This is a genomic window from Microcoleus sp. S13_C5, assembly GCF_036700845.1.
Classification (GTDB): Bacteria; Cyanobacteriota; Cyanobacteriia; order Cyanobacteriales; family Microcoleaceae; genus Microcoleus.
In genome coordinates, this window is sequence record NZ_JAUBPR010000097.1 from 1 (window position 1) to 25,399 (window position 25,399).

Consider the following 25,399-nt stretch of genomic DNA (forward strand, 5'->3'; position numbering starts at 1 on the left):
GGCAATCGTTTGGGAGTTTTGTGTTTCCGAATCTATCTTCCTTTCCTTCTGCTTGAATATCTGCGGAATGTGGGTTACAAGAATCAAGCCAGATAAATTATCTCAATTTACTATTAATAGCCTTATTTTTAGGCTTTGACTGCTGCGGTAATTGCCTCGATCGCACTTCGATCGCGCGATCGCCGATTGCACTCACAGGCAACTCCCATTCATCAATATCAATATCATTGCGGAACTTCACCGGAATATCAGCACCGTTAATAATCGCTCCCAACAGCCGCGGCCCGGATTTATTCGACTCCTCATCCTCAGATTCCAGCAACTGATCTGCAGCCTCAGACAACATACTAGACAAAGTGTAACCAGGCCGCGCCACCAAAATCATACCGTCTGTGTACGGTTCCAGCGTCAGCGCGTCGTTGCACTCGCTCAAAGCCGGAGAATCCACAACCACAAAATCAAAGCGGTTGCGAACATCCTCAAACAATCTCCGCATTTCGCTTGATTCTAGTACGGCGGAGGCCTGTCGCAAAAAGCCGGGACTCGGCACAACGTATAGATTTTCTACCTCTGGAACCAAAAGAACGCACTCGCTAATATTGCCGTAATAGTGCAAAGGTTCCACCGTCGCCAGAGGATCAGCAGAAATTTTCAAAGATTCAACGTTAGAAGGCGATCGCAAATCTGCTTCAATTAGCAAAGTCCGTTTACCCGATCGAGCCGATGCAATTGCCAAATTGTAAGCACTAAAACTTTTCCCCTCCAAAGGCGCCGCCGAAGTCAGCAACACCACCTTCACCGGTTTGTTCCCGATCCGGCGCAAATTAGTACGCAACCGCTCGTAAAATTCCAAATAGGGAGAATTTGCCTCCAGGGCCAGAGGCATTTCATCGGCGTAGGAATCAAACACCGTCACTTCAGGCAAAACTGCCAGTATCGGCACCTCTTTCTCCACCAAAGCCGCCCGCACTTCTTCCCAACTGTAAAACTTGCCGTTGAGCATCCCCAACAAAAATATCAACCCCCCGCCCAGCAGCAATCCCACAAATCCTCCCACCGCCAGCATCACGGGCAAACCTCTCTTGTTTGACTCAACGTCATCAGTTTGCGGAAATTGGGCGATTCTCAAACTCCCCGTTGTCTCAGCTACCGCCGCCTCAGCATCTACCAAAGCCGACTGCATCTTGTCGTAGAGAGCTTTTTTGAACGCCACTTGCTGGGCTAACCGCGCTTGTTCTAACTGCTTGTTGGGAATTGTCGCGTGTTCCCGACGCAATAGCTGTTCAGTTTTCTCGATTCCTTGGAGTTGCTGTTGCACCGCATCCCGCTGCGTTTGCAAAGCAATCAAAGTTTGAGCTAACTGCTGTCGGGCCGGATCTAAAGAAGAGTCTACCCGAATTCGAGCGGCACTTCTGAGCGGAGCCGCCACCCCGTTACCGCCGAGCACTTCAGATTGTCGCTGCTGCAACTGCTGCTCAAAAGCTTGTTTTTGTTTGAGCAATTCTACAATTTTCGGGTGTTCCTCCTGCAAGTCGCTGCGGAGAATTTTGAGCTGAGATTCGATCGAAAACAATTGCACTCGCAGTTGGGCAATAATTGGATCGGCAGAGAGTGCTTGAGCGACGTAAGCTTGCTCCACATTCAATCCCAAGCGCTCCTGCAAACTGTTAATTTGAGCTTCAATTCCTCCCAACTGTACGCGGAGTTGCCGCTGCTGCTGTTGGCTGTTGGTAATCGCTAGCGGCAAAGCACCGCTCTGAGCTGCTAAAATTGAAGTTCCTTCTCGTTTTTCGTAGGCTTCAAGTTTTGCTTCCGTCTCTCTAAGTTCCTGAGTTACTTTCGGCAAACGCTGGTTAATTTGGGTGATCGTTGCTCGCAGTCTAGAAGTATTAAATTTTTTGCTGTACTCCACCATTTCGTGCATCAGCGTCTCTACTACCTCTACTGCTTTTTTACGATCGGCATTTTTGTACAATACTTGAATCAAAGCACTGGGGTCATTATTCTTACTTGGCATCTTTATCTGCACATCTTTTCCCAGCTTTTTAGCCAAAGCTTGTACTTTTTTTGCCGCTTCTTCTTTGTTTAATTTTTCGTCGGGTTTGATGAGTTTTTCTGCTGCTGGTTTAACCACCATTTTATCCAGCAGCATATCTTTAGTTATTTCTTGTCCTTCCTGTTGAATTTTAGTAGTAGTCGATGAAAAAATCACGCTCGGTCTGTCGTAGGCCAGCGTACCTATTGCAACGTAAACTGGCGCCGCCTTTGGCTGCACAGCCACTACTCCCGACACGCCCACAGTCACCGCGAGGGTAGCCAGTCCCACCCACTTGTATTGGTCGAAAGCAATTAAATAACGTTTAACAACGGATAAAGTCATGACGATTTTAGATTTTAGATTTTAGATTTTAGATTGCTAATTGTTAACGATAACTAATGATTGATGACAAATGATACCCATTCCCAAAAACCTTAGAACTTTCGACCTGCACTCTAAACCCATATCGCATAAGTCATTCCCCATCTCAAATCGAAAATCAAAAATAGTATGACTACCTATCATTACGTGACGGGCCGAACAGATCTGTTACCCCATTTCTCAACTGTTCAAAGAACAGAATAAATCCCAAAGTATCCCGGAATGGTCGAGTAAAAGTATTGAGTACATAACCAATCCGCTCTACCAGATTCCTACCAATCACAATCACATCATTATCTTCGAGCATCGGGTTCTGAGAAACATTGCCCTCCAAAGCAGCTTTAGCATCTATCGAACGGTTGATTGCTCTACCTTGCTTTTCGTCGAACCGAATCAGGGCTATTTTCCGCAAGTCAGCTAGATTAACAGGCAAGTTGTTGAGAGCATCCAAAAACCTGCTGCCATTTTCTACGTAGAACGAGGTCAAACCACCACTAGCGTAACTCAAAACTCGAACGTAGATCCTCGGCTTAATCAGAGTAGACCGCGAAACCAGAGCTTTGTCGTAGTCTAGGTTTTTGGTACTAGCGTCCAATTGGGGGATGACAATCACATCTCCCGATGCCAAAGGAAAATCGAACAAATCGTTAGCGTTTGCTAGGGGAGTGTAGAGGTCGATTGGTTCCTCCACCGACGAGCCGTCCACCGTAGTCCGCCGCACTCGCACGGCCCGTAAATCGGCTTTTCCCGTGACTCCCCCCGCAATCACCAAAGCAGCCGAAATGCGACCAGAACCCGCCGGAAGCGTGTAAAAACCCGGTTTGCTGACTTCTCCGGTGACAGTGATTTGGACGGGGACAGCAGCAGCAGCGAGGCTGTACCTGGATGCTAAATCTTGATCGGATTTACGATCGGGCGTAACCTGTTTATACGGTACGACGATCGCATCTCCATCTTCCAAACGCAAATCCGGCGGAGCAATACCAGTTTGCAACGGTGTCAAAATATCAACAACTTGCTCCACTACAGCACCTCCCGGCAGAGTCCGCCGCACCCGCACCCCTCGTAGTTCCGCCGTAGGATTAGTCCCAGCAGCCGCCGCCAAAGCCGCAGGAAGCTGGGGGGTTTGCAGCGCATAAAAACCCGGTCTGGCCACTTCCCCCGTCACCGTCACCACTACGGGGCGCTGAACCAGCAAAGCAGCCGAGACTTGAGGATTTTTGATAAATTGGCCAAAGCGCTCCCGGAGGCGCTGCTGTGATTCTTCGACAGTAAGACCGCGCACATTTACTGTTCCGATTAGCGGCAGTACAATTACCCCTTCAGGGCTGATTGCACCCGTAAAACCTAGCTCTGGGAAGCGCTGAACTTGAACAGAAATCTGGTCTCCCGGGCCCAGGCGGTAGGGCCGATTCCGAAAAGCTGGGTTAATATCCCGGTTGAAATTGGCAGGCGGCGGTGGGGGTACACGCAATGGCGGTGGCGCCACGAGTCGCTCGTCTTTTGGAACAACAGATTGAGCTAAAGCCGTTTCCGAAAAATTTTTGCTATTAAAACCCCAGAATACAGCAGCAAAAGATAGAGTCCAAGCAGTTGAATACAGACCTGCCAAGGAAAAAGCGAGGCGATTTTTAATTGTGGATTTTTCCCGCATTTTGAGAGGATTTAAAAAAGTAATATTTTGAATAATGACCTGACTTGTAAGTTTCATCTAAATATAGCGAGGAGAAAAAACAATAAGATATTTAAGGGGCGAGTTGAATCCGGATATTTACTAGGAAGCAGTTGATTTTGGCAAAACCGGCCCACGCCCTAGGCAGATTTATTTGCACCTACCTGCTTACTCAAACCGAAAAGTTTCTGTAATTAATTTAGCCTGAACACTTTCGGCAATAGATTCTAGCAATGGTTGAGCTATCTTAATATCGCCCTGCGGTTGAATGGGAAGGATGATACTGACAGCAACCCAAGAGGCGCGGCGGTTCGAGAGTCTAGCAATGCTGTCTTCCCAAAACCAGCGGCTGGTTGTTGGAGAACCGCCGTTAGGCCAAGCGTACCATTGCACGACAGCAAAAGTTTGTTGGGGAGTCCAGCTTCGGAAAAACCGGGCTTCGACAGTAGGTGGTGGCTGGTCGGGTATTGGTGCTAATTTAACTGTAAACCTCAAAGTACGATGAGAATCGGTTTGCCATCGGTGAAATCCATCGATATCTAGCCATTCCACTTGGGGCTGGTTTTTGGGGTAATTTTGAGGCAACAGCAATAAAATGGCAATTGTTTTATCCTTTTTAATTTCTTCAACTAACCATCTGTGAGTGCCAATTTGGACGTTATTCTGAACGGCTATAACCTGCCACCCAGGAATTTTTATCCCGTTTTGGCGCACACTTCTTAATTGCTTGAGGTTGGCAAGGGTTGGCGGGTTTGTCCAAGGCCACCTTCCCGTCGCGTAGCCGGGAATTGCTACTGCCCCAACTAATACCAGCAAAAACACCAGTACCATAATTTTAGATAATTGATACCGCCGCAGTAGTTTCTGTGCTGAAATCATCTGTTTCATTAATTGCCAGACTGACTTGGGAAATACTTTTCCATCCCGTTGAGGAGAAGTACCAATAACCCTAGTATACAAGCAGAATACAAATCTCCTCCCCATCCGGCGTGCAGCCAAGTAAAAAGCCCCTCTCTTTCGGTTCCGTGAAAGTAAGTTAGCAAAGTATTGCGAAAAATGTTGGAAGTGATGCTAATAATGGATGTAATCACTAAAAACAAAAGGCTTTTTTTGCGAGAGTTCCAAACTCCCGTCCAATCCAGCAGAATTAAGCTGACGTAAAGACTGGTAAACAGCATTTTTAAGCCTGCACAGTGTGGAGCAACTTCTACAATGCGCTCGTTTACGTAGAGATAAATTTCTTCCACTCTCACGTTGATACCAATCTTAATTAATATCCAGCCTGATGCTTCAGCAATGAATTGCTGTAAGGGCAAGGCGTAGGGTTCTATGAGGTAAGGAATGTGGTTCGGCGAGGCCAGAAATACGAACAAAAGTGGTATCGCCTGCAATTGTAAGCCGGGAATTCCTTTTAAAGATAAGCAAATGCTGGCCAGCATTACGGGGAGGGATAAATTTACTAAATCGCTCAAGCGACTCAGATAAAAAAGCGTGGCTAGTACCAGCAATAAGCCTCCCAAAGGATGCGGTGAGTTGGGCAAGCTGCGCCAGCACTTTCGGTTCATCCAAGCAATATAAGCTGCGTAGGGTAAACCAATTAGTCCGTGGCTGAAATATTCGTGTTCGATGCTGATGCTTTTGTTCAACCAGCCGTCGTACCAGTGTACTAGCAGGGGGGCGTACAGCAGCACTAGAAGCACCGTGATACCTTCCCCCAGGAGGTATCGCTTGAAAACAATGCGAATTTTGCGCTGGATGTGCATGGTTTGAGAAGTTTTAAGATTGCCGCGCTGGATTAGCAACGCTTTGGGGTTTTAAACTGTGAGTTAAAGATTTGTTAATTCTCCACCAAAACGCTTTGAGAACCACACCCTACTGCTTGAAACACCTGCAGCATAAATTTTATGAAAAATTAGCAATTTAATGATAGTACGATCGCCCGAACAACTTGCTCGATCTGAGTATTGCTCAATCCGGGATACATTGGCAATGATAAAATTTGTTCGCACAGGGTTTCTGCGCGGGGGAAGTCGCCCCGATTGCCTAAGTTTTGGTAGGCGGGTTGCAGGTGACAAGGTACGGGATAGTGTATGCCTGTTTGAATGCCGTGTTGGGCGAGTTTTTCCTGAAGGGTGTTGCGGTCGATCCTCTTCGAGGGCTTCGCTAACGAGCTTTCCTCAGTAATTTTGATAACATAGAGGTGATAAATGTGACCGCTGCTGCTGTGGTTGGCGATCGGTACAATGCCTTTGTGTTTCAGGGGTTCTAGTAGAGTATTGTAGTGTTCGGCGGCCGCGGTGCGATCGCGATTCCATTTTTCTAAATAAGGCAATTTAACATTGAGCACGGCGGCTTGCAAATTGTCGAGGCGGCTGTTGGTACCAATTTCTGTGTGTAAATATTTGCTTGGTGCTCCGTAATTGCGGAGAGTTCGCATTTTTTCTGCGAGTTGTGCATCGTTAGTAATTAACATCCCGCCGTCGCCAAAAGAACCGAGGTTTTTGCTGGGATAAAAGCTGAATGCTGCTGCTTTACCAATGGAACCCGCGCGGTATCCTTCTCTGTGGGCTAAGTGCGCTTGGGCGGCATCTTCAAATATGATTAAATCGTGGCGCTTTGCAAAATCTAAAAGCTGCCCGGGCGATACCATTTGACCGTAAAGGTGCACGGGGATAATTGCTTTAGTTTTCGAGGTAACTGCTGTTTCGGCTGCTGTGAGGTCAATCAGGGCGGTTTCCGGGTCGCAATCTACAAGAATAGGTATAGCTTTGGCTTGGAGGACGGCGATCGCGGTGGCGATAAAAGTGTTAGCGGGTATGATAATTTCGTCGCCCGGATTAATGCCGCAAGCTTGGAGTCCCAGTGCGATCGCATCTGTTCCGCAAGCGACTCCTACGCCGTATTTTACTCCAGAAGCTGCTGCAAATGCTGTTTCAAATTCCGCGAGTGCTTGGCCTAAAATAAAGTCTCCTTCCTGGATAATTTTTCTAATTGCTTCTGCTATTTGGGATTGGATTGGTTGGTGTTGCAAGGAGAGATTTACAAACGGAACTTTGGGCTGGCGGTTACTCATAAACTATCAGGACGTAATTATTTATATTAACATTTAAGGGCAAATAGCTTTTCAAAAATTTTAACCGCAGAGGGCGCAGAGTAGCATAGAGAAAATGGATCTTTTTTACAGAATAGCTGCGCCTCATGTCGTTTTTTGTGAGTGAGCAACTAAATGAAACTTTTTCTGTAATATAGAAGCAGAGAATTTTGCAGCAAGTAATCGCAATCATGGAATACAAAAAACTCGGCGACAGCGACTTATCAGTATCTAAAATTTGTTTGGGTACGATGACTTACGGCCAGCAGAACACCGTTGCAGAAGCGGCCCAACAGCTCGATTTGGCGATCGATAGAGGAATCAACTTTATCGATACGGCAGAAATGTATCCCGTCCCTGGAAAGGCGGAAACTCAGGGAAAAACAGAGGAATATATCGGGGAATGGTTGACGAAACAGCAGCGGGATAAAGTCATTATAGCGACTAAAGTAGCGGGCAGAAGCACTCGCTTAAAGTGGATTCGGGAAGGGAAAAATCAGATCGATCGCCCAAATGTCGAAAAAGCCCTCAATGACAGCCTGAAGCGCTTGCAAACTGACTACATCGACCTCTATCAGATCCACTGGCCCGATCGCTACGTGCCGCTATTTGGCGCGCCGGATTACGACATCGCCCAAGAGCACGAAACGGTACCGATTTTGGAACAGTTAGAGGTATTTGCTGACTTAATTAAAGCTGGGAAAATCCGCTATTTAGGTTTGAGCAACGAGACGCCTTGGGGAGTTTGCGAGTTTTGCACGTTGGCGGAAAAACACGGTTTGCCGAAGGTTGTTTCGATTCAGAATGCTTTCAGTTTGACCAATCGCACATTTCACCTAAATTTAGCAGAAACTTGCCGTTTTAAGAATGTGGGATTGATGGCTTACAGTCCTTTGGGGTTTGGGCTGTTAACGGGTAAATACTTGAATGGAATTCCCGAAAATTCTAGGTTGGCTTTATTCGCTGGGTTTGGTCAGCGTTACGATAAAACTAATCTGAATGATGCGGTAAAAGCCTATGTTGAGATTGCGGGAAAACATGGGATAAGTCCGGCGCAGATGGCTTTGGCGTATGTGCGATCGCGCTGGTTTGTAACTAGCACAATTATCGGTGCAACCAGTCTCGAACAGTTGGAGGAAAATATCGGTAGTTTGGAGGTGAATTTGGATAAGGAGATTGTAGCGGAAATCAATGCGGTACACGCTAAGTATCCGAATCCGACACCGTAAGATATGTCGGCGGTTGAAACCGCTTTTATACACAATTCCGCCTGCGCGGACTAAGAAATAGAGGCAAAGTTTACCGCAATTTTGATATTAGTAAGTTGGGTTGAGGTCACAAAACGAAACCCAACTTATTAAGTTTTTATATTCTTGAGGATGAACAGCGATGAATAGCAGTCAAAAATTTAATTTTAAATTATCCGAGCGTTTCTTAGAAAACTACGCAGAACCTCCTGAAGATCCATTGGGAGAGCTTTCTCATTTGGAAATGGGATGGCGACGTTTCTGCTTTGAGTTCGACCATAAAGTTTTAATAGAAATAGGTGATGATAAAATCGAGGTATTTTTAGATTTAGATATTTGCATGATGATAGAGAATAACTTTCCACAGGAAATTGCGAAGCTATCGCAAGGTAAACCAATAGAAATAGACTTTGGTGAGAGTTGGTTCACTATTATGTTGCTACCCATCGACAATAAGATTAACTGCACTTGGATCGAGTTTGGGACTTCGTGCTGGGAAAAGCAGTTTGAGTGCGATCGCACTCACGTATTAGATGTGCTCAGAGGTTTTCTTGAGGAAGTGATGCCGCTAGCTGTAGATAAGGGTTACATCACGCTGGAAGAGAAGGAGGAATTTATTCGTCCGGCTTTTGCTAGCAGTACGGATACTGCGGTATTGAGCAAGTAGTTCGTTTGGGTGGTGTTTTGGGCGATCGGCCTTTTTTTAATATTTCTGAAACCCTTGCCCTATCTGCCCGCAATCAATTCACTCAGGTTTCAATTCTTAATAGAGATTTAGGTTGATTGTGGCATCCATTTTACCATAATAGCCCGGTAGACTGCGCTATTCAAGCCTATTAGATTAAAGCGGCATCGGATGTCGGCAAATTGAGGTTGAGTTGGCATCCACTTTACCCATAGCCCCGTATATGCGGTTATTCAAGCGTATTAGATTAAAGCGGCATCGAATGTCGGCAATCGGATGTTTAAATCTCCGTAATAAAGAAAACAAACGGTCTTATTTATCGCTTGACAATTCACCGAGCGAATGTTAAATTCTTAAAATACAAGCTCAAACAAAACTTCCTCACATTGCCAAGTGTAAGAAAGACAACGCTTTAATGTCTTGTAGTTTTTGCAATAGCAAATCATATCTGATACGGAAAAGGCCCGGCTGAAGTAACGATTCAGACAGAGGCCTTGCTTTAGCTAGCAAACTCAAGGTGGTTTGACATCTCAACTTCAGACCACCACAAGTTAACGTAACTTTTGAAATATATGTCCCATAATTATACTCCACAATGCGAGTCGTTGTACACCAACCTTCGGCAGACTAAGAAAACCCTCTCTGCTTTAGCCGAGTCGAACCGTGCTTTGGCGGAGTCGTACCGCGCTTTGGCGGAGTGGAACCGCAGTCTGCTTGAGGAAAACGAGGCAAAGGATGAAACTATCAAAGCTAAGGATAAAACTATCCAATTTTTTGAGCAAAAAGTCCTTGAACAGCAACAAGAAATAGATGACTTGAGGCGCGAACGTGATTGGCAGCCAAATGCCTGGGATAACGATGGTACATCAAACGCAGATTGTCACGCTCGCGAATATGCAGCAGATAGACTAGGAATCTGATAGAAAGTACGATCGCCCTTCCCATCCAAAAATAGGACAATGGTAAAGGGCGATCGCACTTCACCCTAAAATATTTCTCAACTAAACCCATGAGTACAATTCGCTTACAACTAGCCGAATACTTGAAATGTCGAGGTTTCACCCCCGAAAACTTAGTCGAAGCTGTGGGCGAAACACTCAATCCTGAAACCGTATACCAACTGATCGAAAAAGCAGAAAAGCTCAGCCATCTAGACTTATCCGTCCTAGCCGCCATTATAGATGGCTTGAGCAAACTCAATGGTTTTCCAGTCGGCATCGCAGAAGTGCTAATATTTTTTCCTGACATTTCTGAGGAAGCATTGGCAAAATCGCCTTGGCGTCAACTTTACCTCGTCGATAATGAAATTCCCCCCTATGATTGGGGAGATGTAGACCCCCTCGAAGGCACAAAGCCTGTGCGTTTTATTCCCGGAGTTGGAATAGTAATTCAGGACAATGAAAGTGCAACGACTAGCAAAGAAGATATCCAGCAATTTACTAGAATTACCTCCGATTCAGAATTCATGGCGGGAAAACCTTGCATTCGCAACTTACCCATAACTGTTGAAACTATCATCTCAATGATGGCGTCTCACTATTCGATAGCAGAAATACGCCAAACTTATCCCGAACTTGAAGAAGAAGACTTTAAAGAAGTTCTAGCCTATGCTGCGTGGCGGATTCAAGAAACAAACCTCATCGACATGGCTAATCAAAAGGTAGAAAAAATTTGTGAGTCAGCCACCTAATTTTTTGCAGGTGAGGGCTGTAGTGCTAGTTAACTTCCCGGCTCAAATTCCCCCCGGTCGCGAACAGGAAAACACTCGACCTGCCGTAATTGTAGCTTTGCCAAATGTCACAGGAATAACGCGGTTTTCGCTGGTAATAGTCGTTCCCTTGACCACACAACAAGGAGATTGGGCGGCACGAAACTCAACGCTATATCCGCAGCTTCAGGCTGGAATGGGAAACATACGCTATGACTCTACAGTGTTGCTGGATCAAATACGCGCTGTGGACATAAAGCGTGTTTTGGGCTACCGAGGAGATTTAACCGCAGAAGAGTATCAGCCGATCGCCAATGGACTAAAAGCCATGTTTAGCTTTTGAATTCTCTCTTCATCAGCGTTTATCTGCGTGCATCTGCGGTTAAAAACTCCCCTCAATTCTCTGACAAAAAGCTTAATGTCCCAATAGCTTATCCCGCAAATGCTTAATCCGATCGCGCAATTTACCCGCCTCCTCAAACTCCAACTTCTTAGCCGCCGCCTTCATCTGCGCTTCCAAGCGCCCGATTAACTGAGGAATCTCATCCAAAGATAACTCGTTTACCTGTTCGTAAACCTCCTCCAACTGCTGAGAATTCAGCTTGCGCGACACATCCAAAAATGCCAAAATCGCATTACTCGATCGCTTTTTGGCGATCGGCTGCGGCGTAATCCCGTGCATCTTATTGTACGCTAGCTGAATCCCCCGGCGTCGATCCGTTTCGTCGATCGCCTTAACCATACTATCCGTCAAATTATCCGCGTACAAAATAGCCTGTCCCTGAACGTGCCGCGCCGCCCTTCCAATCGTTTGAATCAACGAACGTCCCGAGCGCAAAAACCCCTCTTTATCCGCATCCAAAATTACCACCAGCGAAACTTCCGGCAAATCCAAACCTTCCCGCAGCAAGTTAACACCAATCAATACATCAAACTTACCATCCTGCAAATCTTGGATAATTTCGATGCGTTGAATCGACTGGATTTCCGAGTGCAAATACCGCACTCTAATTCCCCTTTCCTGCAAATATTCGGTTAAATCTTCCGCCATCCGCTTGGTTAAAGTCGTCACCAAAACTCGCTCGTCCCGAGTTACTCTGTCCTTGATTTCCCCCAACAAATCATCAATTTGTCCTTCCGTCGGGCGCACGAAAATAGTCGGATCTATTACTCCGGTAGGGCGAATTACTTGCTCTGCAACTCTGCCTTCAGATATCTCCATTTCCCAATCCCCAGGCGTAGCAGAAACAAAGATGCACTGATTCTCTTTTGCCCAGAATTCCTCTGCTTTTAAAGGGCGGTTATCTGCCGCGCTGGGCAAGCGGAAACCGTGTTCAATTAATACTTTTTTTCGCGCTTGGTCGCCGTTGTACATTCCCCGAATTTGCGGCACCGTGACGTGAGATTCATCTATCACCAACATCCAATCTTTCGGGAAATAATCAATCAAACATTCTGGCGGTTCCCCGGCATTTCTCCCCGCTAAATGTCGCGAATAATTCTCGACTCCGTTGCAGTAACCTACCTCGCGCAGCATTTCCAAATCGTAGCGAGTGCGCTGTTCCAACCGCTGAGCTTCTAAGAGTTTACCCTGTTTTTCAAATTCTGCCAGCCGGTCTTCTAATTCGAGTTCTATTCCTTGGCAAGCTGCCTCTAATTTATCTTCCGCCGTGACAAAGTGGCGCGCTGGATAGATATTTAAAGCCGTTGAACTTTGCAGGATTTTACCTGTTACCGGGTCAAGGTAGCGAATGGCATCTATTTCGTCCCCGAAGAATTCAACGCGAATAATTCTATCTTCGTAAGCGGGGCCGATTTCCAAAACATCGCCTTTAACGCGAAATTTGCCTCTGCCTAAATCTATATCGTTGCGGCTGTATTGGACGTTAACTAAATCGCGCAAAATTTGCCGCTGGTTGACTTGCATTCCTACTCGCAAAGGGATAGATGCTTTCAAGTATTCTGCGGGCATTCCCAAACCGTAGATGCAGCTAATTGAAGCAACTACAATTACGTCGCGGCGTTCAAAGAGCGATCGCGTGGCGGAGTGCCGCAGCATATCTATCTCGTCGTTAATTGCTGCCGTTTTCTCAATGAAAGTATCGGTGACGGCGATGTATGCTTCAGGTTGGTAGTAGTCGTAATAACTGACAAAGTATTCGACTGCATTGTTCGGGAAAAAATTTCGCAGTTCGTTGCACAGTTGAGCTGCCAGGGTTTTGTTGTGTGCTAGGACTAAGGTGGGTCTGCCGACTTTTTCAATCACCGAGGCAATGGAGAAGGTTTTGCCCGTACCTGTGGCACCGAGTAAGGTTTGAAATCGATCCCCGGCTTCGATGCCTTTGACGAGTTGGGCGATCGCTAGCGGTTGGTCGCCTGTGGGCTGGAAGGGCGCTTGCAATTGAAAAGATGCTGCCGCAGTTACCATAGGAAAATGTAGCTATTACCCATAAATCTTAACAAAAATGCAGAGATTCTGCAATTTCGTTAAAAAAATAGTTAGACTTTGTAATATTATTTTAATCATCGGCCGAAATAGAAAGCAGAAAGCCAAGAAAAGCAGTTGTCCGCACCCAGCAATCAACACCCAAAAATAAGCGAGGAAAAGAATTATGGATACGAGGAGCACAGGTACAGGTAAAGGCAAAGCACTCGCCCGCCGCGGCAAAGGAGGTTCCAAAAGCCAACCGACAGAACCCACGGATGCCAAAGCAACAGGAATTCAACTTTATCGGCCTCAACTCATGCATGACAACCGCCCCGTCGGCCCTGACGATTTTACCATCAGCGAGACCGTCTCGATATCGGGGAACCGCCCGATCGGCACTAGCACCCTGCACCTCAGCGAAACCTACGGCACTGTAGGCAATCGCCCAGTCGAATCCAGCGACTTTGAAGTGGTTGCTACACTCGGCAATCGCCCGATCGGCTCTAGCGCCATGCAAGTCAGCGAAATGTTCAGTATGTCTGGTGCCCGCCCTATTGGCATCAGCACTCTGCACATTGATGAAGTGTACTCCACAATGGGAGGAAACCGCCCCATTGCCTCAAACGAAATTGACGATAGCTCGGCATTAATGGGCTTCTTAGATTAATTAGTCATTAGTCATTAGTTATTAGTTTTTGGCTGTTAACTAATGGCTAATGAAACATTTTTAGAGAAGTTATTGACGAACGCGATCGAGCAATTGAATCGTCTCAAGTGATTTATTTAACCCTGCCAATTTTAACAATCGGCGTTGCTGATTTATGGTATGAACAACTCTATCTGGAAAAAATGAAACAAGCGGGTCAGAACATCTTCGGAATTTCCAACTTATCTATTTTCATCCCGTGATTCAGCAACACCCTAGAAGTGATTTTTACCCTAAATGAGAGGGAATATCAAACCGTGTCTATTTGGATTATTCGTCATGGTCAAAGTCAATCCAATGCAGGGTTGGCAACTATTGGACCTCATGAAAATGCCTTAAGTGAATTGGGCGATCGACAATCAAGATGTATTCCAACCGCCGTTAAACAAACTCCAGACAAGATTGTGATTTCACCTTATCTGAGAACACAACTTACTGCTCAACCATTGATTGAACAATTTCCACATACACCCGTTGAGGTTTGGCAAGTTCAGGAATTTACCTATCTGGGTCTACAGCTCGATCGACCAACCACAACCCAGGCTCGCAAACCTTTGAGCAAAGCTTACTGGGACCGCTGCGACCCTCAATATGTCGATGGAACCAATGCCGAATCGTTGGTTCAACTGATGGAACGAGTCCGAACTACCCTGAACCAGTTACAACAACAATCCGGTTTTGTAGTTGTCTTTTCACATGGATTTTTTATCAAAGCAATGCTATGGCAGATTTTGGCTAACCCAACGGTAATTGATGCCGTGGCGATGACTCGGCTTTTGGGATTTTCGCGAGGCTTTCCAGTACCGAATGCGTCAATTTTGCAGATGGAATTTGATTCCGGTGGGATACCTCACTGGAGTTCCTTCATCACCAATCATCTGCCACCAGAGCTAGAATCGGTAGCACCCGATGCAACTGTGGCGATCGATGCAGCCGATCGACCTTCGTAACCTACCTTCACTGCAACCATGACCCAACCAACGCCAGAGTCGCGTTGCTGATTTATGGTATGAACGACTCAATCTGCAAAAAATGAAACTAGCGCCTCAGAACATCTTCGGAATTTCCAACTTATCTATTTTCATACCGTGATTCAGGAACTCCCATAATTTTAGTCAACAGCCACCAGTTAACAGTCAACAATATCTTGCTCGTGCAACCAGAATTTATGACTAATAACTACTTCCCCAGACCCTGATATTTGCTTAATAAAGCAGCAAAGCGCTTGTAATCGACAGGCTTCCTCACATACTCAGCCGCTCCCAATTCCAACCCCTGATTTTGGTCGTCCAAAAAAGTTATCATAATCACTGGAATATCAACCAAATCTTGATCGGCTTTCAATGCCGACAGCACCGCCCAGCCGTCCATACTTGGCATCATCACGTCCAGAATAATCGCGTCTGGCAGCAACTCCTTAGCCAACAGAAGCCCCCCTTGACCGCTAGCCGACGATCGCACCCGAAATCCCTGTTTAGACAAGCAGCGGGTCATCAAATCCCGCGCGTCCGGATCGTCGTCAATCACCAGCACAGTAGCAGCATCCGGCAGATCCAGCGGTTGCGATCGCACTACTGGTGGCTTCGCTTCTGTCGCCACTACACTCGTGTCTAACTTCTCGGAAGGCTTCGGCTGCATTGGTTCGATTTCTGGATCGGGCGCCGGTTCTTTCTGGGTTTTTACCACCACCGGCAACCTGATCGTAAAAGTAGAACCGCAATCAAACTTGCTCTCAAGCGTAATGTCTCCGCCCATCATCTGGCAAAACTTCCGGCTAATTGTCAGCCCCAAACCGGTGCCGCCGTATTTGCGGGTAGTAGAATCGTCCGCTTGAGCGAAAGCTCCGAACAGCCTCGACACCTGATCCTCAGTCATGCCAATGCCGGTATCGGTTACTTGAAAGACGATCGAAGGCTGTTGACACCGAGAAGGATCTGCCGAGAGTTCTTCGGAATTGCCGATCGGCAAAACCTCCCCTTCTTCCTTCCAAACATTAATCGTAATTTTGCCTTGATCGGTAAACTTAGCAGCATTGCTCACCAAATTCAACAGCGCTTGCCGCAGCTTCGACGAATCGGAGTAGATCGTGCCAATATTGCGATCGCAATTGACGATCAAAGTATTGCCATTTTTCCCTAGCGTCGGTTGAACAATAGTGACAACCTGCTCGATCAAATCCAACACCTCAAAAGTCTCCAAGAAAAGAGTCATCTTTCCTGCTTCAATTTTAGAAATATCTAGGATGTCACTAATAATGGTGAGCAACTGCTTGCCTGCCATATTAATGCTTGCCAAATCCATCACAAACTCTTCTTCGCCGAGTTCCATAGCCTCTTCTTGCAGCAGCTCGCTGTAGCCGATAATCGCATTCAAGGGCGTCCGCAACTCGTGAGTCATATTTGCCAAAAAAGTGCTTTTCGCCCGGTTGGCAGCTTCGGCAGCATTCTTAGCGACTTCCAATTCCCCCGATCGTTCCTCTAGCTGCCGCTGCCGCACTTCCAAACCGTTGAGCAAACTGCTAATTTGCTGAGCCATGGTATTGAGAGTAGAAGATAGCACCCCGATCGCGTCATTAGAAACCACAGGCGATCGAGCCGTCAAATCACCGCTTGCCATCTGTTCGGCAGTTTCCCGCAGCAAGCCGAGATTCCGAATAATTGCCGAAACCGACACAAATGCCACTATCCCCGCGATCAAACTCAAACCCAAAGCTGCCAGCAGCCAGTGCTGAGTGCGGCTCGCCACAAAGAGAGTTTGCTGCACCAGCACCGCCATTGCTGCCTCAGAAACCCCCGCCGCCGGATGTGAGGCAGCCTCTATTGTCAGCAAATAGTTCTTCATCTCCACAGAACCGATCCACCCGACTCCCACCGCCATCCAAGTTATCAGTACCAAGATCACAAACAGCCCGCTCAAAGACGCCCGAGTTCCCAAAGAAATCCCCCTCGTAGCAAGTGCCGCCGCCCAAGGATAACCCTTGAGAAAAGGATCTGGCTGCACCGGTGCACCGGAATTCCAAATCTCCTCAATTTGACCATCCACCCTCACCTTGCCAATCCGCACTGTTTTCCAGATATGCTGAGTTTGGGCATCTATTTTTACCTTGCCCGAAGGCGCTGCAAACTCAATATTTTTAGCAGCCGCCCTGACTTTAACCACATTTGTCGAACCAGCTTTTTCTACTGCTTGCTTCCACAGGTAAACGCCCAAATAAGCGGCTTCGATCGGGTCATCCGTGACTCGATTTTCCCCGTATCGGGCTTTATAGGCCTTGACAAATTTACGATTTTCCGGTGTATCCACCGTTTGAAAATAGTTCCATACCACCAAATGTCCAGCAATATTGGACGGCCCGATCGCCCGCACTTCCTCTTCTGCTACGCTGACCGACATCACCGGCAAATCATCGGGTTTCAAGCCAACTTCCCGCAGCTTTTGGAAAAAAGCCACATTGCTGTCGCCGTTGAGAGTGTTGAGAATAGCATCTGGTTTCACTGCTAAGATATGTGCGATCGCCTCGCCCACTTCCCTCGATCCTAGCGGCAGATACACTTCCCCCGCCAACTCTCCCCCTAGTGCCGCCAGTTGAGCTTTCACAATCCGATTTGCCGTCCGGGGAAAGATATAGTCCGAACCCAACAGGAAAATTTTCCGCTTCCCCTGTGCCAGCAAGTAATTCACCCCAGGCACAATCTGTTGGTTCGGGGCAGCACCCGTGTAGAAAATATTCGGACACTGTTCTAGCCCTTCATACTGCACCGGATAGAACAGCAACCCACTGCCGTGCTCGAAAGCCGGCTGTACAGCTTTGCGACTCGCCGAAGTCCAACAGCCAAATACCACAACCACCTGCGCTTCTAGGAGCAATTGCTTAGCTTTTTGAGCAAAAGTTTGCAAATCGCTGGCTCCATCTTCTATAACCGCTTCCAAGGGGCGTCCAAGCACCCCTCCCGCCGCATTAATTTCCTCAACAGCCAACAGCGTCGCATCTTTAACAGAAATTTCGCTGATGGACATCGTGCCCGTCAGCGAATGCAACACGCCTATTTTGATCGGCTCACGAGTCGGGCCGACTGCTTCGAGGGGGTTACTGCTCCTTGCTCCCATAGGGTTTTAGATACTTTTTACTAATAACAGAAATTTTAGTTCGCTCCGGCAGGAAGTTAGCCTTGAGGCTAAGTCTTGTTTAGCAGATTATTTAACCCGAGCGCGACACAACTTGCCAATTGCGGCACTCTGTTGATTTTAACGGTCAAACTGCTCTACATCTGACTTAAGTCTGCACTAAATCTGTCGCCTATTTCTCTCTTCATCTTTTACGGCTCTCGAAACAGCCTCATCAAACAAACGACAAAAGGTACTTATGGCGCGCCGCAGAAAAATTCTCCCCCCTCCTCCCCTTTCACCCACTCATTCACTGCCCGCGCCTTGCGACCCACCAAGCAATCTCACGCCATATTCCCCTTCCCCTATCTCATTTCGGGCTAATGGAAGTTTCCGTAATTTATCTTAACTATAAAACTCAAAACTCAAAACTCTTCACCAGCCCCTATCTCCCTTCAGACAGAGGAAAGTCTTCGTGATTTCCCTTATTATAAGTATAAGGTTAACTTCTAAGTACCCTTGTTAAAAATAAATTTTGCAAAAATAGGGGAAAAACTAATGAATAGTCAAGAAAACGCGACCCACACTGGCAGCGAAAATCAAGTCACGCTACCAAAATCTAGGGAAATATTGCTCGGCGAGGAAACAGAAAAAGCCCTCGGTCAGCAAAAACAAGAAGATGCTCAAACTATGCGCGCTGTCGAACAGTTGAAAGAAGAACTTCAGCACAAAATAGATGAAGAATGTCATCACAAGGTAGATTAAAACTAATACGGAATTTTTTCGGGTGTGGGTAAGATGCGGTCTTGCCCACACCCGCGTTTTTAAGGCAGAATTAAATATAATTTTAAAATTATAAATTCTTTTGGGTTTAAACAAATAGTCTTGGACGCACGGGCGACTCTCCAGCAGTTTTTTACAAAAATACTTGATTACAGCCAGCAGAAACTGTAAAAAAAGCCGATAAGTATGAAAGTGGCCGTCCGTCTAAAATTGAAAAATAATTTTTCCATCTTCCCTGTTCCCTATTCATTCTTTCTTCATTGTTTCTTCCTAGAGGTAGAGTGCAACGCAGCTCCTAGTTACCTATGATGAGTTTATTAAGTAAAAAATGTCTGATTAGATACAGATAGGGAGAAACCAATGAGCACTGAAGATAGAGCAAAGGCAACTGGCAACAACATCGCAGGCGCAGCTCAAGAAGCCCTAGGCAATGTTACTGGCGACCCGAAGGATAAAGCAGAAGGCAAAGCCAAGCAGGCAAAAGCTGAAGCTGGTCACGCCATCGAAGATGTAAAAGATGAGCTCAAAAAGAAACTAGACTAAGCCTAATACTAATTGAGAGGGTCGAGCAACCTGACCCTTTCAAGTATTCCAAATGTTTCGTGAACGGAGGAAAAAAGGTGAGTTTATTGCAGCAGAGTCGCAAAATAATTGCGGGCGTACTTTTGGTATTAATGCTGGCAGTTACTACTGCCTGTGCGCCCAGTGTTTCAGCCCAAAAACCGAGTGATGTACCTGTAGCAATTGGTGGCAGTCAGGGTTATTACGCGCAGCTAGAACGTGGTAATACTGCCGCAGGTCAAGATTTTGGTCAATGGGTAACAAAAACAGCTAAGGGCTTGGTTCAGGATGCTTACGTCCGCGACAATAACAAATTGGGAGTTGTAATTACCCCGCAAGTCCGCCCGACTGAAGTGAAAGATTTGGCGAAATCTTTAGCACAAGGTTTTCACCGCAATTTCCCAAATCAGGATGTAAGTGTTTTGGTTTACGCTCCTGACAAAAAACTGATTTTGACTGCGAAGTACGACCAGCAATCAAATCAGATTGAATACAAGTCTTGACCGGGTTAGCAAGCTTAAATGATAGCCGCGCGGCGGTTTAATATTCCGCATTTTTTTGAACGCGAAACCATCTCAATTTAAGACTGAAATGTTGTGTAGATTGGAAGAGAGTTACCATGAGTAGCAGCGATAATTACAAGCGTCAAATCATGAACGATTTAGCCCAGGGCGATCGAGAAATGATGCCGGAGACAACTGGTGAAGATTACGAAAACTTTGACGATTTTGCTCAGAGAACTTCGCCTGCTCAGCGCAAACAATTATTCGGGCGTTCCCTGAATCACGACTCCCTCCCGCCGGCGCAGTTGGAACCGGAATTGCAAAAGGCGATCGCCCAAATTAAGCCAAACGAACGTGACGATGTAGCCCGGGAATTCTTCAAGCAGTTGGGCAAGAGAGGATTGGACGATCGCACATTGGAAAAGCAGCTAGGACTTTCTACCCACCACGCCAGCCGCATGAATGCTGACGATGTTACCAAGCTGGCCTCGTTTACCTATCACAGTCACCCGGATATTTTCCGAGAAGTGCTGGCAGAACAGCCGAGTTTGATGAAGTTTTTGGGCAATCCAGTTGTTGCGGGTATTTTGGGAATAGTTGCTGCTAAATGGCTCAACAACCGCAAATAATCTTGGATTCACACAAGCCTAAAAGCGGATAATACGTGCAGCAAATAAAAGGACGATCGCTCGGTGATCGTCCTTTTATTTTTTATATCTAGTCCTGTACTAAAATAACTGCGATCGCGTTTTTAGGGAGGATTTTAGTCATTATAAAACTCACTCAAACTTTAGTCCTCACTACAAGCATCTTTGATGGCGCTCCTTCGACGGAACATAATATTATAATACTAAATCCCGATTGTTTAAATCTTAATTATTATTGGGGCGGTAGCTGTTCGGGTAAGTAAAAAACCTTGCCAATGACCGATTACGAATTACTAATTATTGCTCAAAGCTCAAAATAGCTGCACAACAGTAAACTGCGGTATACCTGACACTCCGCAAAATTAAATGTAGGATTAAGTGTTGCCGTGAATCAGAAAAAAAAGATGAACGTATCCACTATTTGGCGAAAACTCCGCAGCCAGCAAGCTTTCTGCTTGGCTGTACTCCTGGCAGGTTGCCTGGTATTTATCGGTTGTTCCCCCGCGCAGTCAGCGGCTGGCAATTCAGTCGATCCCAAGTTGAAAGAGCAAGTCTTGCAGATTATCCGCGAAAACCCGCAAGCAATTATAGAGTCAGTACAAGCGTACCAGCAACAGCAGCAGCAGTCTCTCAAAGCAGCGCAGCAGTCATTTTTGCAGGAGATGAAAACTAATCCCAAATCTGCGATCGGGGATTCTCCCAGCACTGGTTCAGCTTCGCAGCAGATTGTACTTTTAGAATTCTCTGACTTTCAATGTCCGTTTTGCGCGCGCGCTCACGATACTGTCAAGCAGTTTATGGCAAAACACCAGGACAAAGTTACTTTAGCTTACAAGCATTTTCCCTTGACTTCAATTCACCCTCAAGCGCTGCCAGCAGCTAAAGCAGCTTGGGCTGCCCAACAGCAGGGCAAATTCTGGGAATACTACAACGCTTTGTTTGAAGGGCAGAAAGAGTTAGGCGAGCCATTGTACACATCGATCGCCCAAAAGCTCAATCTAAAATTAGATAAATTTAACACCGATCGCAACAGCCCTGCTGCCGAAGCCGCCATTGGGAAAGACGTGCAACTTGCTCAACAACTGGGTATTGAAGGCACTCCATTTTTTATTATGAACGGCCAAACTTTCTCCGGGGCGATCGAGCTTTCTGAGATGGAAAGCATTCTCGCCTCTGTCTCGAAATAAGTAATTCATGACTCTTGGAAACAGAGTCTAAAAATTCGTTCCCAGCCTACTTGGGCTGGGAACGAGAAAAACCAGAAAAACTCGAAAAATCTTTGATTAAACCGCAGCCAACTCAGGAGTCGGACGCTTGCTGTGGCGGATACCCTCGATCGCCGCTGCGTAATCATTCGCCTTAAACACAGCAGAACCAGCGACGATCGCATTTGCGCCCGCTTCCAGAACCTGCCAAGTATTGTTCCCCTTCAAACCGCCATCTACCTCAATCCAAGGATCGAGGCCCTTGTCGTCGCACATTTTACGCAACTGGCGAATTTTCGGCAAAACAGCCGGGATAAAACTTTGACCACCAAAGCCCGGATTGACGCTCATAATCAGCACCAAATCGCAAAGTTCCAGCACGTACTCGATCAACTCCAGCGGCGTCGAAGGATTCAGAACCACACCAGCCATTTTGCCCAATTCCCGAATTTGGCCGAGGGTGCGGTGCAAGTGAGGTGAAGCATTATGCTCGGCGTGAACCGAAATAATGTCAGCACCAGCCTTAGCGAAGTCCTCGACGTACTTCTCCGGCTCCACAATCATCAAGTGGACATCGATCACCTTGGTAGTAACGGGGCGAATTGCCTCAACAATCAGCGGCCCGATAGTAATATTAGGAACAAAGCGACCGTCCATCACATCTACGTGAATCCAGTCAGCCCCAGCTCGATCGACAGCCTGAATCTCTTCTCCAAGACGGCTAAAATCGGCTGATAATATGGATGGAGCAATAACGATGGGTTTTTGGGATTGGGTCATGGCTAAGTCTGTTCTCCTGACTGCTGTGCTGTATCCAGTTTATCAAAATACGGGTCTCCGGGTCGAAAAGTTGCCAACGATCGGTCGCGAGATTGGGGGGGCAGAAAAATTTTGCCTCTGACAGACAAGTTTAGCGATCGCCCCAGCCCAGCTCTCGGAATTTTGGTTTAGGATATAAATTTTCCCTCTAACAAATAACTTGTGTGCAACATCTGACCTTCTGCAAATTTTGAGTACCGAATTATGAAAAAAACAGATCCCTTAGAAAATCCTGAACTCGATCGTGCCAGTCTGTTTGTATTAATGATCCCAGTCATCGGCTTTTTCCCCGCCCTGTGGACTCTTTACCGCCGTCAGGGTAGTCCCGAACGCAAAGCCGTCAGCCGCTTAGCAATTGCCCTTGCTTTTAGTTGGCTCTTAGGACATATTCTTTTAGAAGCGGGAGCGATTTCTGCGGAATCTCCGACACTTCCCATGTTATTAATGAGTAGCCTGCTAACAACCAGCTATTTCATCGTTGCTCTGGGACTGATGATTCGCCTCTGGAAGCGTCAACCACTATGGTTGCCCGGAATTAGTCGCGTAGCCGAGCAAGTAGTAGGCAAACATTTATCATAATTTAGGGTTATTTTAAGCCCATACCCTATTGATTGATTGCGTCTTCAGCTTGATACTACATATTGCCATTATCTTTTTTATTTTTGTTGTGTGTGAGGAAGCCAGTGCCAGCTCAAAAAATTCCTAATCAAGACCCTATCCAACAATCAACTGCTCAACCTGCAACCAAAAAAGCTTCCCAGCCCCATCGAGGCCGTTGGCTGGGTTTTGGTTTTGGTTTGGCTGGAGTAGCCATGCTCTCAGCTACAGCCGGAGCATTGCTAGCCGTTTCCCTTTCTACAACGCCGCTTCAGCAACAAAAGTTGAGCCCTGAAGAAGCGGCGGTGTTTTCTCAAGGCGACATGGCAAAGCTCAACATGAAGATGCCGGAGCTGACTCGCCCAGTTAATATTTTAGTTTTAGGACTTAAAGTTCTGAGTTCAGACATCGACGGCCATCCCGATAAGGAGCAGGGATACGATGTCTGGCAAAACTCTTTCAAGGGGTTAACCGATACCATGCTGTTGGTTAGATTTGACCCTCAAAATAAAAAATTAAGCGTGCTTTCCATTCCGCGAGACACCCGCACCTATGTTGAAGGTAGGGGCGAGGTGAAAATCAACGAAGCTAATTACTACGGGGGCCCAGCTTCGTCAGCGAAGGCAGTCAGCGGACTCTTGGGCGGGGTGGGAATTGACCGCTATGTCACAGTCAATATTCAAGGCATCAAAAGTTTGGTAGATGCCCTGGGTGGCATTACTATTAATGTCCCTAAAGACATGAAGTATACCGATGAAAGCCAGCATCTATATATAGATTTAAAGGCTGGCAAGCAGAAACTCACCGGCCAACAAATCGTGCAATACTTGCTTTATAGGCACGACGATTTGGGCGATATTGGGCGGGTGCAGCGCCAGCAATTGTTGATGCGGGCTTTTGTGGAACAGGAAGTTAATGTAGGTTTGCTGTCTCGCTTGCCGAAGATTTTGTCGGTGATTCAGTCTCACCTCGACACCAATTTGAGTATAGAAGAATTGGTCGCTTTAGCTGGTTTTGCTACTCAAACCGATCGCGCTAGCGTGCAGATGTTGATGGTTCCCGGCCGGTTCAGCGATTCTAAGGATTACAAGGCTAGTTTTTGGTTGCCAGACAAAAATGCCATCGAAACTATGGTGGCAGAACATTTTGACTTCGGCCAAAATACTTGGACAATTGAGAATGCTGATTCGACTTTTCTGAATGTGGCGATTCAAGATAGTACCGGAGATCCATCGGCTGTTGAAGCTTTTGTCAATAATTTGACTCAAGCCGGTTATCGGAATGTTCAGGTTTATAAAGCTTGGCCGGAACCGCTGGATGTAACTACTCTAGTAGCTCAACAGGGCGATATTAAAGGTGCTCAAGCGATTCGCCAGTTTTTGGGTTTTGGAGATGTGCTGGTTGAGAGTACCGGTTCTTTGCAGTCCGACGTGACAATTAGATTGGGTAAGGATTGGTTGGAGAAAAAGGCTCAGTCCGGCGGTGCGGCTAAGTCTTTTTAAACTGGATTATAACTGGGGTATTTGTAGGGACACAGCAATGCTGTGTCCTATTATTTTATGTTGGTAGAGATGGAGGCGATCGCTTTTTTGTTGATTTACTGATACTATATTTTTTGGTGATGATGAATCACGATCGCAATACCGATACTTCCCTCCGCAATCTGAACTGAAACAATAATCAAGGAGGGAAAGCTTAAGATATTTTATAAAGGTAGGGTGGATGAACAAGGGTTCTAAAATAGACCGACAGCGGGAACATCAAGCAAATGAACGCACGTTCCTTGCATGGTTACGAACTTCACTCGCTTTAATTGGTTTTGGGTTTGCGATCGCTCGGTTCAGTTTATTTCTCCGTCAATTTCAAGCTACAGTGACTCAGCAAGAAGTTTCCTCCCCTCCCTTCTTCAACTCCGAAACTTTAGGGCTGAGTCTGGTCGTTTTGGGGATTGCGGTGATTGCCTTAGCAGCATGGCGTTATAATCGAGTATTCTGGCAAATTGAGCGAGGTGATTATCGCCCCAATCGTGTGCTAGTTTGGATTCTGACTGGAGTTGTAATGATTTTAGGAACATTAAGCATTCCGTTGTTGCTATGGCGAGAGCGCGGAAATATAGCTCCCACTTCAACTCCTAAAAACTCTCAATTCGTAGAAGTTCACGGGGTTAGCGTGGCACAAGAGAAGGAGGAATCCGACCAGAACGAGTACTCAAGACAGATTCAGT

At 46.5% G+C, this 25,399-nt stretch carries 23 protein-coding genes; 15 read left to right on the forward strand and 8 right to left on the reverse strand.

Annotated features, from left to right (window positions below):
- Positions 1-97: 97 nt before the first annotated feature.
- From QUA04_RS21650 to QUA04_RS21670, 5 genes are all read right to left on the reverse strand, one after another.
- Positions 98-2,380 carry an AAA family ATPase gene (locus QUA04_RS21650; RefSeq protein WP_333260500.1) on the reverse strand — a complete coding sequence of 761 codons (2,283 nt, stop codon included), beginning with the start codon at positions 2,378-2,380 and terminating at the stop codon, positions 98-100.
- Between the two features lie 172 nt (positions 2,381-2,552).
- On the reverse strand, positions 2,553-4,130 hold the full coding sequence (locus QUA04_RS21655; protein WP_333260505.1) for a polysaccharide biosynthesis/export family protein: 1,578 nt from the start codon (positions 4,128-4,130) through the stop codon (positions 2,553-2,555).
- 129 nt (positions 4,131-4,259) lie between these two features.
- Positions 4,260-4,979 (reverse strand): cyanoexosortase B system-associated protein, encoded by a 720-nt coding sequence (locus QUA04_RS21660; protein WP_333260507.1) that lies wholly within the window; start codon positions 4,977-4,979, stop codon positions 4,260-4,262.
- On the reverse strand, positions 4,979-5,854 hold the full coding sequence (gene crtB / locus QUA04_RS21665; RefSeq protein ID WP_333260510.1) for a cyanoexosortase B: 876 nt from the start codon (positions 5,852-5,854) through the stop codon (positions 4,979-4,981). The genes QUA04_RS21660 and crtB overlap by 1 nt, the downstream gene beginning before the upstream one ends.
- A 149-nt stretch (positions 5,855-6,003) precedes the next feature.
- Positions 6,004-7,164 (reverse strand): DegT/DnrJ/EryC1/StrS family aminotransferase, encoded by a 1,161-nt coding sequence (locus QUA04_RS21670; protein WP_333260513.1) that lies wholly within the window; start codon positions 7,162-7,164, stop codon positions 6,004-6,006.
- 209 nt (positions 7,165-7,373) lie between these two features.
- Here QUA04_RS21670 and QUA04_RS21675 point away from each other — a divergent pair, with 209 nt between their 5' ends.
- From QUA04_RS21675 to QUA04_RS21695, 5 genes are all read left to right on the forward strand, one after another.
- A complete protein-coding gene (locus QUA04_RS21675; protein WP_333260516.1) occupies positions 7,374-8,411 on the forward strand; it encodes an NADP(H)-dependent aldo-keto reductase in 1,038 nt (345 codons plus the stop codon).
- Positions 8,412-8,571: 160 nt separating this feature from the next.
- Positions 8,572-9,096, forward strand: a complete 525-nt coding sequence (locus QUA04_RS21680) for a hypothetical protein (protein ID WP_333260519.1) — start codon at positions 8,572-8,574, stop codon at positions 9,094-9,096.
- Positions 9,097-9,686: 590 nt separating this feature from the next.
- Positions 9,687-10,034 carry a hypothetical protein gene (locus tag QUA04_RS21685; RefSeq protein ID WP_333260522.1) on the forward strand — a complete coding sequence of 116 codons (348 nt, stop codon included), beginning with the start codon at positions 9,687-9,689 and terminating at the stop codon, positions 10,032-10,034.
- An 89-nt stretch (positions 10,035-10,123) separates the two neighbouring features.
- Entirely contained in the window at positions 10,124-10,804 is a 681-nt protein-coding gene (locus QUA04_RS21690; protein WP_333260524.1) for a DUF433 domain-containing protein, read from the forward strand.
- Complete coding sequence (locus tag QUA04_RS21695) at positions 10,788-11,165, forward strand: type II toxin-antitoxin system PemK/MazF family toxin (RefSeq protein ID WP_333260528.1); 378 nt, start codon at positions 10,788-10,790, stop codon at positions 11,163-11,165. Before QUA04_RS21690 ends, QUA04_RS21695 begins: the two co-directional genes overlap by 17 nt.
- Positions 11,166-11,237: 72 nt before the next feature.
- Here QUA04_RS21695 and uvrB read toward each other — a convergent pair whose 3' ends face one another.
- Positions 11,238-13,250 carry an excinuclease ABC subunit UvrB gene (gene uvrB / locus QUA04_RS21700; protein ID WP_333260531.1) on the reverse strand — a complete coding sequence of 671 codons (2,013 nt, stop codon included), beginning with the start codon at positions 13,248-13,250 and terminating at the stop codon, positions 11,238-11,240.
- A 184-nt stretch (positions 13,251-13,434) separates the two neighbouring features.
- Here uvrB and QUA04_RS21705 point away from each other — a divergent pair, with 184 nt between their 5' ends.
- Positions 13,435-13,917 carry a hypothetical protein gene (locus QUA04_RS21705; protein WP_333260534.1) on the forward strand — a complete coding sequence of 161 codons (483 nt, stop codon included), beginning with the start codon at positions 13,435-13,437 and terminating at the stop codon, positions 13,915-13,917.
- A 296-nt stretch (positions 13,918-14,213) separates the two neighbouring features.
- The gene (locus tag QUA04_RS21710; RefSeq protein WP_333260536.1) at positions 14,214-14,906 is read left to right on the forward strand and encodes a histidine phosphatase family protein; all 693 of its coding nucleotides are present in this window, start codon (positions 14,214-14,216) and stop codon (positions 14,904-14,906) included.
- A 229-nt stretch (positions 14,907-15,135) separates the two neighbouring features.
- Here the strand turns inward: QUA04_RS21710 and urtA are convergent, their stop codons facing one another.
- Positions 15,136-18,063: an urea ABC transporter substrate-binding protein gene (gene urtA / locus QUA04_RS21715; protein ID WP_333260539.1), complete on the reverse strand. Its 2,928-nt coding sequence runs from the start codon at positions 18,061-18,063 to the stop codon at positions 15,136-15,138.
- A gap of 555 nt (positions 18,064-18,618) precedes the next feature.
- Between urtA and QUA04_RS21720 the strand changes: the two genes are divergently transcribed.
- The 5 genes from QUA04_RS21720 to QUA04_RS21740 all read left to right on the forward strand — a co-directional run bounded on the left by QUA04_RS21720 (position 18,619) and on the right by QUA04_RS21740 (position 21,741).
- Positions 18,619-18,825 (forward strand): hypothetical protein, encoded by a 207-nt coding sequence (locus QUA04_RS21720; RefSeq protein WP_333260541.1) that lies wholly within the window; start codon positions 18,619-18,621, stop codon positions 18,823-18,825.
- Positions 18,826-19,203: 378 nt separating this feature from the next.
- Positions 19,204-19,386, forward strand: coding sequence for a CsbD family protein (locus QUA04_RS21725; protein WP_006632074.1), 183 nt, complete (start codon positions 19,204-19,206; stop codon positions 19,384-19,386).
- A 77-nt stretch (positions 19,387-19,463) separates the two neighbouring features.
- Positions 19,464-19,907, forward strand: a complete 444-nt coding sequence (locus QUA04_RS21730) for a hypothetical protein (RefSeq protein WP_333260557.1) — start codon at positions 19,464-19,466, stop codon at positions 19,905-19,907.
- Positions 19,908-20,023: 116 nt separating this feature from the next.
- Complete coding sequence (locus QUA04_RS21735) at positions 20,024-20,536, forward strand: hypothetical protein (protein ID WP_333260546.1); 513 nt, start codon at positions 20,024-20,026, stop codon at positions 20,534-20,536.
- A gap of 422 nt (positions 20,537-20,958) precedes the next feature.
- Complete coding sequence (locus QUA04_RS21740; RefSeq protein WP_333260548.1) at positions 20,959-21,741, forward strand: DsbA family protein; 783 nt, start codon at positions 20,959-20,961, stop codon at positions 21,739-21,741.
- Between the two features lie 96 nt (positions 21,742-21,837).
- Here the strand turns inward: QUA04_RS21740 and rpe are convergent, their stop codons facing one another.
- Complete coding sequence (rpe, locus tag QUA04_RS21745; RefSeq protein ID WP_006632078.1) at positions 21,838-22,539, reverse strand: ribulose-phosphate 3-epimerase; 702 nt, start codon at positions 22,537-22,539, stop codon at positions 21,838-21,840.
- 243 nt (positions 22,540-22,782) lie between these two features.
- On the opposite strand from rpe, the gene QUA04_RS21750 reads away from it, so the two are divergent.
- The 3 genes from QUA04_RS21750 to QUA04_RS21760 form a co-directional block, all read left to right on the forward strand.
- Positions 22,783-23,157, forward strand: coding sequence for a hypothetical protein (locus QUA04_RS21750; protein ID WP_333260551.1), 375 nt, complete (start codon positions 22,783-22,785; stop codon positions 23,155-23,157).
- A 104-nt stretch (positions 23,158-23,261) separates the two neighbouring features.
- The gene (locus QUA04_RS21755; RefSeq protein ID WP_333260553.1) at positions 23,262-24,677 is read left to right on the forward strand and encodes an LCP family protein; all 1,416 of its coding nucleotides are present in this window, start codon (positions 23,262-23,264) and stop codon (positions 24,675-24,677) included.
- Positions 24,678-24,897: 220 nt separating this feature from the next.
- Positions 24,898-25,399, forward strand: a 502-nt coding sequence (locus QUA04_RS21760; protein WP_333260555.1) for a DUF202 domain-containing protein, incomplete at its 3' end; no start/stop codon positions are given.

Coding starts and splice junctions, on each gene's coding strand:
- QUA04_RS21655 (WP_333260505.1), bottom strand. CDS start 4,130: ATGAAACTTACAAGTCAGGTCATTATTCAAAATATTACTTTTTTAAAT.
- QUA04_RS21690 (WP_333260524.1), top strand. CDS start 10,124: ATGAGTACAATTCGCTTACAACTAGCCGAATACTTGAAATGTCGAGGT.
- QUA04_RS21705 (WP_333260534.1), top strand. CDS start 13,435: ATGGATACGAGGAGCACAGGTACAGGTAAAGGCAAAGCACTCGCCCGC.
- urtA (WP_333260539.1), bottom strand. CDS start 18,063: ATGGGAGCAAGGAGCAGTAACCCCCTCGAAGCAGTCGGCCCGACTCGT.
- QUA04_RS21720 (WP_333260541.1), top strand. CDS start 18,619: ATGAATAGTCAAGAAAACGCGACCCACACTGGCAGCGAAAATCAAGTC.
- QUA04_RS21685 (WP_333260522.1), top strand. CDS start 9,687: ATGTCCCATAATTATACTCCACAATGCGAGTCGTTGTACACCAACCTT.
- QUA04_RS21725 (WP_006632074.1), top strand. CDS start 19,204: ATGAGCACTGAAGATAGAGCAAAGGCAACTGGCAACAACATCGCAGGC.
- QUA04_RS21660 (WP_333260507.1), bottom strand. CDS start 4,979: ATGAAACAGATGATTTCAGCACAGAAACTACTGCGGCGGTATCAATTA.
- QUA04_RS21670 (WP_333260513.1), bottom strand. CDS start 7,164: ATGAGTAACCGCCAGCCCAAAGTTCCGTTTGTAAATCTCTCCTTGCAA.
- crtB (WP_333260510.1), bottom strand. CDS start 5,854: ATGCACATCCAGCGCAAAATTCGCATTGTTTTCAAGCGATACCTCCTG.
- rpe (WP_006632078.1), bottom strand. CDS start 22,539: ATGACCCAATCCCAAAAACCCATCGTTATTGCTCCATCCATATTATCA.
- QUA04_RS21675 (WP_333260516.1), top strand. CDS start 7,374: ATGGAATACAAAAAACTCGGCGACAGCGACTTATCAGTATCTAAAATT.
- uvrB (WP_333260531.1), bottom strand. CDS start 13,250: ATGGTAACTGCGGCAGCATCTTTTCAATTGCAAGCGCCCTTCCAGCCC.
- QUA04_RS21680 (WP_333260519.1), top strand. CDS start 8,572: ATGAATAGCAGTCAAAAATTTAATTTTAAATTATCCGAGCGTTTCTTA.
- QUA04_RS21750 (WP_333260551.1), top strand. CDS start 22,783: ATGAAAAAAACAGATCCCTTAGAAAATCCTGAACTCGATCGTGCCAGT.
- QUA04_RS21650 (WP_333260500.1), bottom strand. CDS start 2,380: ATGACTTTATCCGTTGTTAAACGTTATTTAATTGCTTTCGACCAATAC.
- QUA04_RS21740 (WP_333260548.1), top strand. CDS start 20,959: ATGAACGTATCCACTATTTGGCGAAAACTCCGCAGCCAGCAAGCTTTC.
- QUA04_RS21735 (WP_333260546.1), top strand. CDS start 20,024: ATGAGTAGCAGCGATAATTACAAGCGTCAAATCATGAACGATTTAGCC.